The organism is Flavobacterium sp., from assembly GCF_965262375.1.
In the GTDB taxonomy this organism is placed as follows: domain Bacteria; phylum Bacteroidota; class Bacteroidia; order Flavobacteriales; family Flavobacteriaceae; genus Flavobacterium.
Genome location: NZ_OZ253527.1, coordinates 1,301,772 through 1,315,234, shown reverse-complemented (window position 1 = coordinate 1,315,234; position 13,463 = coordinate 1,301,772). Strand labels below are relative to the sequence as shown.

14 protein-coding genes are annotated in these 13,463 nt (G+C 34.3%); 11 read left to right on the top strand and 3 right to left on the bottom strand.

The features are described from left to right. The first annotated feature begins 24 nt into the window (after positions 1 to 24). The 7 genes from ACQY29_RS06110 to pruA all read left to right on the top strand — a co-directional run bounded on the left by ACQY29_RS06110 (position 25) and on the right by pruA (position 5,445). Entirely contained in the window at positions 25 to 1,002 is a 978-nt protein-coding gene (locus ACQY29_RS06110; protein WP_428224347.1) for a cytochrome c oxidase subunit 3, read from the top strand. Positions 1,003 to 1,023: 21 nt separating this feature from the next. Then, entirely contained in the window at positions 1,024 to 1,374 is a 351-nt protein-coding gene (locus ACQY29_RS06105; protein ID WP_428224346.1) for a cytochrome C oxidase subunit IV family protein, read from the top strand. A gap of 77 nt (positions 1,375 to 1,451) precedes the next feature. Then, complete coding sequence (locus ACQY29_RS06100) at positions 1,452 to 2,123, top strand: hypothetical protein (RefSeq protein ID WP_428224345.1); 672 nt, start codon at positions 1,452 to 1,454, stop codon at positions 2,121 to 2,123. A gap of 1 nt (position 2,124) precedes the next feature. Beyond that, positions 2,125 to 2,808: an SCO family protein gene (locus tag ACQY29_RS06095; RefSeq protein ID WP_428224344.1), complete on the top strand. Its 684-nt coding sequence runs from the start codon at positions 2,125 to 2,127 to the stop codon at positions 2,806 to 2,808. A gap of 103 nt (positions 2,809 to 2,911) precedes the next feature. Further along, entirely contained in the window at positions 2,912 to 3,454 is a 543-nt protein-coding gene (locus ACQY29_RS06090; protein WP_428224343.1) for a DUF420 domain-containing protein, read from the top strand. Next, on the top strand, positions 3,444 to 3,680 hold the full coding sequence (locus ACQY29_RS06085; protein WP_428225924.1) for a hypothetical protein: 237 nt from the start codon (positions 3,444 to 3,446) through the stop codon (positions 3,678 to 3,680). Before ACQY29_RS06090 ends, ACQY29_RS06085 begins: the two co-directional genes overlap by 11 nt. 139 nt (positions 3,681 to 3,819) lie before the next feature. Continuing rightward, positions 3,820 to 5,445: an L-glutamate gamma-semialdehyde dehydrogenase gene (gene pruA / locus ACQY29_RS06080; protein ID WP_428224342.1), complete on the top strand. Its 1,626-nt coding sequence runs from the start codon at positions 3,820 to 3,822 to the stop codon at positions 5,443 to 5,445. Positions 5,446 to 5,527: 82 nt separating this feature from the next. On the opposite strand, the gene ACQY29_RS06075 is transcribed toward pruA, so the two are convergent. Both ACQY29_RS06075 and ACQY29_RS06070 read right to left on the bottom strand, forming a co-directional pair. Next, complete coding sequence (locus ACQY29_RS06075; RefSeq protein WP_428224341.1) at positions 5,528 to 6,520, bottom strand: serine hydrolase domain-containing protein; 993 nt, start codon at positions 6,518 to 6,520, stop codon at positions 5,528 to 5,530. A 107-nt stretch (positions 6,521 to 6,627) separates the two neighbouring features. Then, positions 6,628 to 7,701, bottom strand: a complete 1,074-nt coding sequence (locus ACQY29_RS06070; RefSeq protein ID WP_428224340.1) for a hypothetical protein — start codon at positions 7,699 to 7,701, stop codon at positions 6,628 to 6,630. 351 nt (positions 7,702 to 8,052) lie between these two features. On the opposite strand from ACQY29_RS06070, the gene ACQY29_RS06065 reads away from it, so the two are divergent. From ACQY29_RS06065 to rpe, 4 genes are all read left to right on the top strand, one after another. Next, positions 8,053 to 8,961 (top strand): sensor histidine kinase, encoded by a 909-nt coding sequence (locus ACQY29_RS06065; protein ID WP_428224339.1) that lies wholly within the window; start codon positions 8,053 to 8,055, stop codon positions 8,959 to 8,961. A 5-nt stretch (positions 8,962 to 8,966) separates the two neighbouring features. Continuing rightward, a complete protein-coding gene (locus ACQY29_RS06060) occupies positions 8,967 to 9,668 on the top strand; it encodes a LytR/AlgR family response regulator transcription factor (RefSeq protein WP_428224338.1) in 702 nt (233 codons plus the stop codon). A 1,020-nt stretch (positions 9,669 to 10,688) separates the two neighbouring features. Next, complete coding sequence (locus ACQY29_RS06055) at positions 10,689 to 11,435, top strand: DUF6261 family protein (RefSeq protein WP_428224337.1); 747 nt, start codon at positions 10,689 to 10,691, stop codon at positions 11,433 to 11,435. A gap of 373 nt (positions 11,436 to 11,808) precedes the next feature. Further along, positions 11,809 to 12,468, top strand: coding sequence for a ribulose-phosphate 3-epimerase (gene rpe, locus ACQY29_RS06050; protein WP_428224336.1), 660 nt, complete (start codon positions 11,809 to 11,811; stop codon positions 12,466 to 12,468). A 111-nt stretch (positions 12,469 to 12,579) separates the two neighbouring features. Here rpe and ACQY29_RS06045 read toward each other — a convergent pair whose 3' ends face one another. Further along, positions 12,580 to 13,446: a T9SS type A sorting domain-containing protein gene (locus ACQY29_RS06045; RefSeq protein ID WP_428224335.1), complete on the bottom strand. Its 867-nt coding sequence runs from the start codon at positions 13,444 to 13,446 to the stop codon at positions 12,580 to 12,582. Positions 13,447 to 13,463 lie beyond the last annotated feature (17 nt).

Genomic DNA, 13,463 nt, shown 5'->3' with positions numbered 1-13,463 from the left:
TGACAACTTTTTAAAATGAATTCTATGGCAACGACAGTTACTACAAGTACTGAAGGTAAAGTTTGGGGCGGAGGAAACGAGCCTATGAAAGCAAGCTATGGTAAAATGATGATGTGGTTCTTCATTGTATCAGACGCTTTAACTTTCTCTGGATTCCTAGCTGCTTACGGTTTTTCAAGATTTAAATTTATTGAAACATGGCCTTTGGCCGATGAGGTGTTCACACACTTCCCATTCATGCACGGAGTACCAGCACCTATGTACTACGTAGCTTTAATGACTTTTATCCTTATCTTCTCATCCGTAACTATGGTATTAGCGGTTGATGCAGGTCATCAAATGAAAAAGGACAAAGTAGCTGTTTACATGTTCCTAACCATCATTGGTGGTTTAATATTCGTAGGCTCTCAAGCTTGGGAATGGAAAAACTTCATCAAAGGAGAGTATGGAGCAGTAGAAACTAAAGGTGGTTCAATTTTACAATTCGTAAACAAAGAAGGCAAACGTGTTGCATTACATGAATTTGCATCAATCTTGCCAGAAGAGCGTGTACAACACACTCGTAGCAAAGGTTTATGGTTTGTAGAAGAAGGTACACTTCCTGAAATTTCAGTTGCTGAAGTAGTTGATGGTTTCAAAGCAAACGAAGACATCTTAGTTCGCTCGGAAAAAATTGACGCTACTACAAAACAAAAAATCGTTTTAACTCGTGAAGAATCATTAAAAATGTTAGAATCAGCTAAAACCGTAGTTGAAGGAGCTAACTTAAAACAAAACGAGTACGGAAATAAATTATTTGCTGACTTCTTCTTCTTCATTACTGGTTTCCACGGTTTCCACGTATTTTCAGGAGTAGTTATCAATATCATCATCTTCTTGAATGTATTATTAGGCACTTACGAAAGAAGAGGTAGTTATGAAATGGTAGAAAAAGTTGGTTTATACTGGCACTTTGTAGACTTAGTTTGGGTATTCGTATTCACTTTCTTCTACTTAGTATAATTAAAAAATATAGTTGTAGTTATGGGACACGCACACGAATCAAACGCTGGTAAAATTTGGAAAGTATTCGGGATTTTATCTGTAATCACTATAGTAGAGGTAATTTTAGGTATTTACAAACCTCACAGCTTACACTTTACAAATGTTTTAGGGATGAATTTATTGAACTGGATTTTCATCATCCTTACAGTAGCAAAAGCATACGGAATTATGTGGTCATTCATGCACTTAGAAGGTGAAGTTGCTTCTTTGCGCTGGTCAATTGTGGCACCATTAGTATTCTTAATCATATATCTAGTTTTTATCTTATTAGTTGAAGCTGATTATGTATTCGAGGTGTTTAAAAATTCAACCATTAAATGGAATTTTTAACAAGATATTAATTCAAAAAGAATCCCGATTTACGTCGGGATTTTTTTATTTTTGTAGACATTTAAAATTCTTTTCTTATGAAGAAAATGGTACTCGTTATCCTATTAGTATTACCCATACTAATTTATCTTATTTTTGCTACTGCCACTCACAATCAACTCTTTTTACCCACAATTTCTAAAAACAATTTAGAATTACCGCAATGGAAATCTTTAGACAATAAGCCGATATCTTTTAAAAATAAAATTTCGGTTGTTGGCTTCATTGGAAGTGATATCAAAGCTATCCAAGGAAATATTTTTAACTTGAATCAAAAAATTTACGATAAATATGTTGGTTTCAAAGACTTTCAAGTGGTATTAATCGCTGTGGATGGTGCGCAAAAGGAGGTTGCTGATTTGATTGAAAAACTGAATGGTTTTACAGAAAACATGTCGGGTTATAAAATCGTTTTTACTTCTAAACCCGAAATTCAAGCTTACTATGATTCTTTTAAATTAAAAGGAAAATTGAGCCCAGATTGTATGACCTCGGAGGTGTTTATTTTAGACAAAGACATTAACCATCGCGGTCGAAAAGGCAAAAACAAAGAGGGTAAAGAAGAATACAAAGAAAGCTACAACTCTACTTCTGCAGCCGATTTGCATAATGAAATGACCGACGATATTAAGATTTTATTGCGTGAATATCGTTTGGCATTAAAACGCAACAAAGACAAAGATAATTTCCGTTTACACGAAAAGAAATAATATGAAAAATAAATCATACATAGGTGTTAGTGCCATTATTTTGATTTTCGGAATCCTTTTCATTCCAAAAATCATTTCTAGAATAAAAAATGGTGAAGTTGTAAAAGGCGATCGTTTGAGTACTGTTACCGAAGAAGGAACAGGGAAAAGCGATTTGTTTACAGTAGGAAAAGCACCTGCATTTTCGTTAACCAATCAAGATAAGAAAACTATTTCAAATGCAGATTACAAAGGAAAAGTTTATGTTGTAGAGTTTTTCTTTACCACTTGCCCTACCATTTGTCCAATCATGAATAGAAACATGAAATTAGTACAAGATAGTTTTGCTTCAAACGCTAATTTTGGAATTGCTTCTATCACGATTAATCCTGAAACAGACACACCTCAAGTATTGAAAGAGCATGCAAAAGGATTAGGTTTGAAAGGAATGTATTGGAACTTCTTAACGGGTGACCAAAAATATATTTATGATTTAGCACAAAAAGGATTTAACCTCTACGTAGGAGCAAACAAAAAGGCTAACGGCGGTTTTGAGCATTCAGGTATGTTTGCCTTGATTGATAAAGAAGGGAATATTCGTTGTCGTAAAGACGATTATGGCAACCCAATTGTGTATTACGACGGATTAAAGCCTGAAGGTATCAAACAAATCAAACAAGATATTTCGAAGCTTTTGGCAGAGTAAATTCAATATGCACTAGCAATTTCAAAAGCACAATAATTTCAAAAACGTAATTCTCGCAATAAGTTATCTTTTAATTTTTAATTTATCCTATTTAATTGAATTTATGGAAAACAATAACATCGAAAAAAAATACAGAATTTGGATAATCATATTATCCATCGCCATTCCTTTAGTAGTAGCCTTACTTTTCAGAGTTAAGTTAAAAAACTTCGGAATCGACGTTAAGCCACTAAGCTTCTTACCTCCTATTTACGCAACGATAAACGGTATTACAGCAGCATTATTAGTCTGGGCAGTAATGGCTGTAAAAAAAGGAAACCGCTTGCTACATGAGCGCCTAATGAAATTAGCCATTGCATGTTCGGTAGCTTTCTTAGGGATGTATGTAGCTTATCATATGACTGCCGAGGCAACCTCTTACGGTGGAACTGGACTAATGAAAGTTATTTACTTATTCATTTTAATTACCCACATCATTTTATCCATAGCAATTATCCCTTTGGTTTTAATTACTTATGTAAAAGCTTTAGCAGAACGTTTTGACAAGCATAAGAAAATTGCAAAAATCACATTCCCTTTATGGTTATATGTAGCCGTTACTGGGGTAATAGTATATCTAATGATTTCACAGTATTATGTTAGCTAGTCAAAGGTTACAAACTAAAGCACTATGCGTTAGTAGTGTTTTGCTACCCATGCTCTCTCAGGCACAATGCGCCATGTGTCGTGCATCCTTAGAAAGCACAGGCGATACAGCTCAAGCTGAAGCGGTCAACGACGGTATAGTATATTTGATGGCTATCCCTTATATACTAGTAGCGCTCGCAGGATATTATATTTATAGAATGTACAATAAGAAAAAGAAAAGTTAGCTCTAAGCTAACTTTTCTTTTATCTACTCAAATTTAAGCCAAAATCCATTCTCAGTTTATTTAAAAATTCAACTTTAAGTTTGTACTTTTGTTAGCGATTTATAAAAATTCATCGTATAACCTTATAATAATCAATACAATGCTTAAAGGATTTTTTAACGTACCTAAAGCGGTTAACGAACCCGTAAAATCGTACGCACCGAATTCTCCAGAAAGAGCAGCAGTACTTGCGGCTTATAAAGAAATGTGGAACGCTACTGTAGAAGTTCCTTTATATATTGGAAGCGAAGAAATCCGTACTGGAAACACACGCAACATGACGCCTCCGCACGACCACCAACACGTAGTGGGCACTTACCATTTAGCAGAAAAAGCACACGTAGAAAAAGCGATTGCAAATGCATTAGAAAGCCGTACCAAATGGGCTAATATGGCATGGGAACAACGTGCTGCTATTTTCTTAAAAGCAGCTGAATTGATTGCTGGTCCTTACCGCGCAAAAATCAATGCGGCTACTATGATTGCACAATCTAAAACAGTACACCAAGCAGAAATTGATGCCGCTTGTGAGTTGATTGATTTCTTACGTTACAACGTAGAATTCATGACGCAAATTTACAAAGACCAACCGGCTTCCGATTCATCAGTTTGGAACCGTGTAGAATACCGTCCGTTAGAAGGTTTTGTTTATGCCATTACACCTTTTAACTTTACGGCTATTGCGGCTAACTTGCCTGCAAGTGCTGCTTTAATGGGTAATGTAGTGGTTTGGAAACCATCGGACAGCCAAGTATTCTCTGCTAAAGTAATTATTGATGTATTTAAAGAAGCGGGGGTTCCTGATGGTGTAATCAATGTGGTTTTTGGTGACCCAGTAATGATTACTGACACCGTTTTAGCCTCTCCTGATTTCGCAGGAATTCACTACACTGGTTCGACTTTCATTTTCAAAGAATTATGGAAGAAAATAGGCGAAAACATTCACTCGTACAAAACATATCCAAGAATTGTAGGCGAAACAGGTGGTAAAGACTTTGTAATAGCACACCCTAGCGCTAATGTAAAACAAGTAGTGGCTAATACCATTCGTGGGGCTTTCGAATTCCAAGGACAAAAATGTTCAGCGGCATCAAGAGCTTATTTCCCTGCTTCCTTATGGCCTGCTATTAAAGAAGAAATGGGTAAAGAATTAGCGACTTTCAAACAAGGTTCTCCAGAAGATTTCTCAAACTTCGTAACGGCAGTAATCCACGAAGGTTCATTTGATAAATTAGCAAAATACATTGACCAAGCTAAAGCAGATGCTGATGCAGAAGTAATTTTTGGTGGTGGTTATGATAAATCGAAAGGATATTTTGTGGAACCAACGGTTATCTTAACTACAAACCCTAAATATGCAACTATGGAAACCGAATTATTCGGACCTGTGTTAACAATTTATGTGTATGAAGATGCTACTTGGGCGGAAACATTAAAATTAGTAGACGCCACTTCAGAATACGCTTTAACAGGTGCTGTTTTCAGCGGATGTCGTTATGCTATTGAAGAAGCGACGGTTGCCTTACAAAACTGTGCTGGTAACTTCTATATCAATGACAAGCCAACAGGTGCTGTAGTGGGTATGCAACCTTTTGGTGGTGCTAGAGCTTCAGGAACGAATGACAAAGCAGGTTCAGCTCAAAACTTATTACGTTGGGTATCACCTAGAACGATTAAAGAAACCTTTGTAACTCCAGTAGATTATAGATATCCGTTTTTAGGATAATCCTATCTGATACAATATCCTTATAATACCAAAGAGCCGAATTTGAAATTTCAAATTCGGCTCTTATTTTTATTTAATTCTTCTAATTTGCTATATAAGCATTAGCAATTTCTTTCATAAAATCTTGTGGATGAGACCCCATTAAATTAGTCAAAACCACAATAGCAATATTATCCTTTGGATATATAAACAAAACATTTCTTGCGCCTCCCAAAGAAGCTATTACAGGATTTTTCTCGTTGGTGGATAGCGAAAATCCCATTGAACTTCTATTTAAAAAATTGTTTGTCTCATACACTTCGCCGTTCTTTAATTCTATAGGGCTTAATAAAGTTTTAAGACTTCCAGCATTAAATAAAGTATGATTTTGCAATGCAATAACCCACTGTGCTAATTCTGTTGCCGTTGAATATATTCCTCCAGCTGGATATAAACTATCCGGCATAGGCTGATATACATTGGTCAAAACTCCATTTGGAGAATAATAATAAGGTCTGGCAGAGTGATAGATTATTTCACCAAAGGCTCCAATTCCAGCTTTTATAGAATGCTTCATCCCTGCTTTTTCAAACTGATTTTCTTTGATAAAACGCTCAAAGGATTTTTCACTAATTTTTTCAATTAACTTACCCAGCAGTATAAAATTAGTCTGATTATACCTTACTTCTACACCTGGTTGAAAGTCAAGGGGCATTTCTTTTACTTTTTTAAACAAAGTCTCACTGTTATCTGACAATATATTTCCCTCTGCATCCCAAATATCAGGAATTCCCGAGGTATGGGTAGCCAATTGTTTTATCTTAATGTTTTTCCAAGTTTCAGGTAAACTATCTAAATATTTAGAAATTGGGTCTTCAAGATTGAGCTTTCCTTTTTCTACTAATTGCATAATAGCAACACTTGTAAAAGCTTTAGTTATCGAATTAATACTAAAAACAGTTTTACTATCTACAGCTATTGAATCTTGAATATTTGCAAAACCATAATTACCTGTTTTAATTATCTTACCCTCTTTTACAACTGCTAATTGCAAACCAATGATTTTGTTTTTTTGCATCAAATCCTTTATGAGCATATCAACTTTGTCCGTTTGGGAATAAACAATTGCACTACTCCAAAAAACAATAAATCTAATCAGTACCTTTTTTAAGCAATTCATCATCATTCTATACCTACTGTTTCTTAATTATTAATATTAAAACTTGAAATAGTATGAAACTGGTCAAGTTCTTTATTTTTTTTACCTAAAAAAGTATCATAATTTACCACTAGAAGCTTCCCTTTATAAACAATCGTTTCACACGGATTATCGAGTTGCCCGTCAGCACCATCAGCATTTTCATTTTTCCAAATTAAGGAAATTGTTTGTTTAGTTAAATTAAATTCGTGAACACTATTATCAGTATAATTTGCAATAAAAATGGAGTTACGTAGTTTATCATAATAAAATCCGTCACAACATTGCAATTTATCAGAGCTAAAAACATCCTTTCTAGATATTAACCTTCCTTTTCTATCAAATTCAAACTTAGTAATTACCCCATCACCAAAATTGCCTGCGTATAAGTTACCCTTTGAATCAAAAGCGATTCCGTCAATTCCTATGGTTGGTTCAGTTACAGTAGATTTAAGCGTAAAACTGCATAATAAATAATTAGTCCGATTCATGGGATTTAAAAAAATTTTACCCGAATTCAATTCTTTTAGAGAAAAAGAAAAAATGCTACTTTCTTTATCCTTTTCAGCCAAAGCATCAGTAACAAAAACTCGATTATTTCTCCATCGGACAGCTTCTCCAAAATAAAAGCCTTCAACAAGCACTTCGCAATCTATCGGATTTCCATTTTTGACAATGATTCTAATTAATCGTGATGCATTCTTTTGACCAGCAAAAAATTGATTGTCCATAAAATACAGATTCCCATCTGGACCAAATTCCATTCCCATAGGATGCACCCGTTTTGAAATGGGATGTAAAGGCAATTTATCACACCAAATGAAAGGTTTGTCATTTTCATCAAACTTTAAAATTTTTGCCCCATTTTTTTCATATGAAGTTGGATTCAAAACAGATAAATATAAATTTCCCTTTCTATCAACTGCCATTCCATCAGGTGTGGTACAACTTTCTCCTAAATCTGCAAACAAAGTAGGCTTGATTAGTGGATTAGTATCAATAATTTGAATTTCCTTTGTTTGGGAAATACCACAAGCACTTTGCATAAATGCAATCAATGCAATTATTTTTATTTTCATCTCATTTTTTTGACCAATTTAAAAAAGTCAACCTTTTCTATACTAAGTCAACGACAAAGAGGTGGGCTACGCAAACGTAAAAGCTTTTTGAATAGATGTTCGCATTGGTAGTCCCAAAAGTATCTTTCAACTACGAGAACAATGCATTTATCATCATCCAGTAAGATTGCTGACTAATTTTACTATCTTTCCCTTTTAAATTGGATTATGCTTTTTTTAAAGAATATAAACACCAAAAGAATACTACAACATTTTATTTTTTGGTCATCTATTTTACTCTTATATGTTTCCTCAAAGCCAAGTAATATTAGTTACTCCACATTCCTATATGTTTATATTTGGAAAATAATAATGCAAGCCATAGGCGCTTATGCAATTATCTATTGGATTATACCTAATACACTCAACAAGAAAAAACACATACTGTTTGCAATTACTTCGTTTGCTTGGATATATTTGGTTTTTACTACTTTAATGTTTTTGAAATTCTACTATCTAGAACCCAAATTTGAAGGTTTTTTTGATAATTGGCCAGGACATAGAATGTCTTTATCTCAACGACTAACATCTCCCTATTTAATTTTTGGAGAATTTTCATTTATTACCTACCCCATCATCATTATGGGCTTCATCAGCTTCAACAGAAAGCAACAACAATTATTAAAAATAGAAGAAGAAAAGAAAAATATGGAGTTGAAAATACTAAAGAATCAATTAAACCCTCATTTTCTTTTCAACACACTTAATAATCTTTACACTTTGGCACTAAAAAAAGATGATAAAGCACCTGAAGTTATTGCTAAATTATCTGAAATCTTAGATTTCGTACTATACCGTTGCAATTCTGAATATGTTACAATTTCCGATGAAATTAAATTATTAGAAAATTATATTTCACTCGAAAATTTGCGGTATGGAGATAAAAGAGTTGCTATTGTGTTTGACAAACACATCAACGGAACAACACCTATTTCACCTCTAATTCTTTTAACTTTTTTAGAGAACGCTTTCAAGCATGGAGTGGTAAACGAAACCGGCAAAGCAAAGATTCATATAAGTCTATTTTCGTTTAATGGTACTATTGAATTTAAAATTGAAAATACAATACCCCAAAATGACTCTAATTTGAATTTAAAAAAATCCCAAATAGGGCTAATTAACATAAAAAGACAATTAAATTTATTATACCCTAACAAGCATACTTTAAGTATTGAGGAAACTACTAATTTGTATACTGTAAAACTACAATTAACTATCTGAATGCAATGAAATACAAGTGTTTGATTATTGACGATGAACCGCTAGCAAGAGAATTGATTGCTTCACATTTATCACATTTTGAAAATTTCGAGCTAGTTCATTCTTGTGAAAATGCTCTAGTGGCATATAACTTCTTAGAATTAAACCAAATAGACTTGATTTTTCTTGATATAGAAATGCCCTTGCTAAAAGGAAATGATTTTATAAAAAAATTAAAAAATCCTCCACAAATCATTTTCACTACTGCTTACAGGGAATATGCACTTGAAGGTTATGAACTCAATATTATTGATTATCTCTTAAAACCTATTACTTTCGATAGGTTTTTTACCGCCATTGAGAAATACAAACAGCTACAGACTCCAAAAAACATAGTAGAAAACACAGAAATCAAATATTTATTTCTGTCAACAGCTAATAAAAAAATCAAACTTATTTTTGAAGAAATCATCTTTATAGAAAGCTTAAAAGATTACATAACGATACATTTAGAAAATGGAGTTTCACATCATTTAAAACATAACATTTCGTCTGTAGAGACAATGCTACCCAAAAATTTTGTACGTATCCATCGTTCATTCCTAATAAATTACGAAAAAATTACTGCTTACAGTAAAAATGAAATTGAAATAAATACTATAGAAATCCCTATTGGAAGTAGTTATAGAGAGAATTGGTTGAATTTTTTAGCACTAAAAATTAACTAAACAATTCCCATTATAACGGCACAACTGTCTCTGAAAACACTTTCTAAAAATTGTAGCAGTACCTAACCGCTTTTGCATATTTCAGATCATCGTAGCAGTACGACAACTCTAAGTGTTTCATTTTTGGCTCGTCGTAGCGGTACGATGCTCTCTTGGAACTCAGTTTAAGCCGTCGTAGCGGTACGACGCTCTCTTGGAACTCAGTTTAAGCCGTCGTAGCGGTACGACGCTCTCTTGGAACTCAGTTTAAACCGTCGTAGCGGTACGACGCTCTCTTGGAACTCAGTTTAAGCCGTCGTAGCGGTACGACGCTCTCTTGGAACTCAGTTTAAGCCGTCGTAGCGGTACGACGCTCTCTTGGAACTCAGTTTAAGCCGTCGTAGCGGTACAACGCTCTCTTGGAACTCAGTTTAAGCCGTCGTAGCGGTACAACGCTCTCTTGGAACTCAGTTTAAGCCGTCGTAGCGATACGATGATCAGAAATTTTCTTATACAGGGTATAATTTTTTTGAAAATTTAATTTACAGAAATGCGAACAATTCATTATATTTGAAAGGCAAACAACTAAAAACTAAATCATTATGAAAACAGCACGAAGTACCTCTTGGTTGCAAAGAAATTACTTTAAGTAAGCAAGAACCCCGCAATTCCTAACAAGGAAACTCCCTTTAATTTTAAAATAAAGTGTATTAAAAAATCAAGTTATTCCGTGTGAAATGCTTGGTATGTTTTTTCTATTTCATTCCAAAAATTACTCAAATTGATGGCAAATTATAAAATCAGAATCATCGTTAGCTCGAATGCGAAGCGTATCGAGAGCTAGCACAAAACTTAATGCTTTTATAAAGGCATACCTCAAGATCATAAATTCAAAGTTAGAAATGGCACAACATAAGGTTATACCATGTCAACTAACCGAACAATCAATGAAGTCTTTACACATAAATTATACTAAGGCGCAAACTTAGAAAAGGAAACCATAACACTATAGACATATAAACATAAATAAACAGCTATATTATGAAACTAATTGAAATTTCAACCACCAGATTACAAAACTTAGAAGTTGGACAGTTTATCATCCGTTTTTTGACTGATTTTGAAAATCAAAATTTAGATGTAGCTACCGATACTGATTTTAAGCGCTTATTTGATACTTTAAAAGAGCAATCACCTATTTATGATGCAGCTTTAAATCAGAAACGTGCTAAAACAGAAAGTGAATTGCTACTAAAACTAGACAATTCACGCGACAAAGCCATTCGTTCTTTACGCCGTGCCCATTCTGTGTTTGAGTACACAGATGACACCACGGAACAAGACGCCTATGCAACCCTCAAAATTGTATTGAAAGCTTACAAAGACATACAAGAAGAAAATTATGAAGCTGAAAGTTTAGGTATAGACAACTTGATTGTCGAGTTGCGCCATGCAAAAAACAGCTCAGCTATTCAATTGCTAGGCTTAGAACGTCATATTAACAAACTAGAAGAGACAAATAATGCCTTTAAAAACACCTTCAACCAGCGCTCAACCAATACCATTTCGGCAGAGGTATTTAACACCAAGTTACTACGAAAAAACATATTAGAAACATACAGAAATCTTAGTGAATATGTATTAGTCATGGCAAAAAACAGAAACAATCCTTTTTATACAGATACGCTTACGGTTGTCAATAACGGGCGCAAATATTTTGCTGATTTACTAGCCCGCCGCCACAGTGGACAAGAAGCTAATCCTGAGGAAAATAGTGTAGTAAAGTAGTCATGTTTTAAAGTTATAACGTTATAAAGTTTAAAAGTTGGAATGTTTTAAAGTAGTCATGTTATAATGTACGGAAGTAACTTTACATTTGCCATCCATTTAAACTTTTAGACCTGAGTCCGATGTAAATTTAGTCCTTCCCGTCTGTTCAAGTATTTTTTGTGTAATAAAATGGAACATAAAATGTATCGAGAACTTATGAATGATACTTCTCGATATAATTTTCCTTTATTTCTCTACGGAAAATCACTCGAAGTGACGGATAATCAGACTAAAATTACATCGAACTCATGCTTTAAACTTTTAAACTACTAAACTTTTAAACTACTAAACTTAAAAGTATCTTTGCACCTCAACACAACAATTGAAAAAAATGAAAAATACTCTTATTGCTCCATCGGTATTAGCAGCGGATTTTGCTAATTTACAGCGTGATATTGAAATGATTAATAATAGTGAAGCCGATTGGTTTCATATTGATATCATGGACGGTGTTTTTGTACCCAATATTTCATTTGGTATGCCAGTGCTAGAAGCAATTAAAAAACACGCAACAAAAACTATTGACGTACACTTAATGATTGTAGATCCTGATCGTTATATTTCCACTTTCAGAAAACTAGGAGCTGATGTACTAACCGTTCACTTAGAAGCTTGTACACATTTGCACCGTACACTTCAAGCTATTAAGGCAGAAGGCATGAAAGCGGGTGTAGCTTTAAACCCTCATACTAATATTTCCTTGTTAGAAGATGTTATTCAGGATATTGACTTGGTTTGTATCATGAGTGTTAACCCTGGATTTGGCGGACAATCCTTTATTGAAAACACTTACGAGAAAGTTGAAAGACTAAAAGAATTAATCAAGCACAAAGGAGCATCCACCTTAATTGAAATTGACGGAGGAGTGACTACCAAAAATGCCAAACAATTAGTAGAAGCGGGCGCTGATGTATTAGTGGCTGGAAGTTTTGTTTTCAACTCGGAAAACCCGCAACAAACGATAGTTGATTTGAAAGCGATTACGAAATAATACAAAAGGCGGTCGATGACCGCCTTTTTAACAAACTTAACTTTACTTGCGATAGCTAACTTATTTTGGCACTTTATAATCCTATCGCTAATTATAAATCTTTTAAACAAATTATTTCTTAACCAATTGAGATGATTTAAAACCTCCTCCTCTCACATATACATTCAAAATATAGTTTCCTGAAGGTATATTTCTAACATCAAGGGTAACTTCCTTCTCATTTCCTTTTTGGGTTAAAATTTCTTGCCCTAACAAATTGTACACTATCACTTTTTCAACTTGCTTAGAACATTCTACTTTTACAATATCTGAAGTTGGATTAGGATAAAGTGTAAAATCTCCATCCTGAATAAAGTTTCCAGCACTCAAAGTTCCTAAAGACAAACTATAAGGCGAAGCTTCTAAGTGACTCAACACTAATCCTGGAGGCGACGCAGGGGTAGTCGTACTATAAGCATATTGTGAAGTAGAAGAACCATAAGGATATCCATTAACGGCTGAACGTGTTCTTCCTGACTGAGAAACATCTTGCAACCATAGATTAGCATTACCATCAGCCCAATTCACGGTATTTGAAATACGATAAGTTCCCAGCGTATAGGTAGTTCCTACTGGCATATCTACTGAGGTAGCCCCACTTGAAAAAGCTGAGAGCGGGATACGTATGGTTCCTACAGTAGCCGAGTTTAAAGTTCCAAAAGTCATAGCGGATAGTTCAGGACTCCTAGTTCCAGAAACATAACTAGCGGTTATCGTTCCTCCGTTAATAATAGCGGAATTAAAATTGATACTGGTTTGAAAACCAAACAAACGCATGCCAGACGAAGGTCCCAAGACGGTAATACTTAAAGTTACGTCTATGGTATTACTGGTTGCCGTAGCTGCAGAAATACTCAGTCCATATTGACCATCGGTTACTTGTGCTTGTGCAAATACAGTTGCGAAAACTAAAGCGATTAGAGTTATAATTTTTTTCATGTTGTCTTTTATTTTTA

Coding starts and splice junctions, on each gene's coding strand:
- ACQY29_RS06075 (WP_428224341.1), bottom strand. CDS start 6,520: ATGCTCATAAAGGATTTGATGCAAAAAAACAAAATCATTGGTTTGCAA.
- rpe (WP_428224336.1), top strand. CDS start 11,809: ATGAAAAATACTCTTATTGCTCCATCGGTATTAGCAGCGGATTTTGCT.
- pruA (WP_428224342.1), top strand. CDS start 3,820: ATGCTTAAAGGATTTTTTAACGTACCTAAAGCGGTTAACGAACCCGTA.
- ACQY29_RS06060 (WP_428224338.1), top strand. CDS start 8,967: ATGAAATACAAGTGTTTGATTATTGACGATGAACCGCTAGCAAGAGAA.
- ACQY29_RS06055 (WP_428224337.1), top strand. CDS start 10,689: ATGAAACTAATTGAAATTTCAACCACCAGATTACAAAACTTAGAAGTT.
- ACQY29_RS06085 (WP_428225924.1), top strand. CDS start 3,444: ATGTTAGCTAGTCAAAGGTTACAAACTAAAGCACTATGCGTTAGTAGT.
- ACQY29_RS06110 (WP_428224347.1), top strand. CDS start 25: ATGGCAACGACAGTTACTACAAGTACTGAAGGTAAAGTTTGGGGCGGA.
- ACQY29_RS06095 (WP_428224344.1), top strand. CDS start 2,125: ATGAAAAATAAATCATACATAGGTGTTAGTGCCATTATTTTGATTTTC.
- ACQY29_RS06100 (WP_428224345.1), top strand. CDS start 1,452: ATGAAGAAAATGGTACTCGTTATCCTATTAGTATTACCCATACTAATT.
- ACQY29_RS06065 (WP_428224339.1), top strand. CDS start 8,053: ATGCAAGCCATAGGCGCTTATGCAATTATCTATTGGATTATACCTAAT.
- ACQY29_RS06090 (WP_428224343.1), top strand. CDS start 2,912: ATGGAAAACAATAACATCGAAAAAAAATACAGAATTTGGATAATCATA.
- ACQY29_RS06105 (WP_428224346.1), top strand. CDS start 1,024: ATGGGACACGCACACGAATCAAACGCTGGTAAAATTTGGAAAGTATTC.
- ACQY29_RS06070 (WP_428224340.1), bottom strand. CDS start 7,701: ATGAAAATAAAAATAATTGCATTGATTGCATTTATGCAAAGTGCTTGT.
- ACQY29_RS06045 (WP_428224335.1), bottom strand. CDS start 13,446: ATGAAAAAAATTATAACTCTAATCGCTTTAGTTTTCGCAACTGTATTT.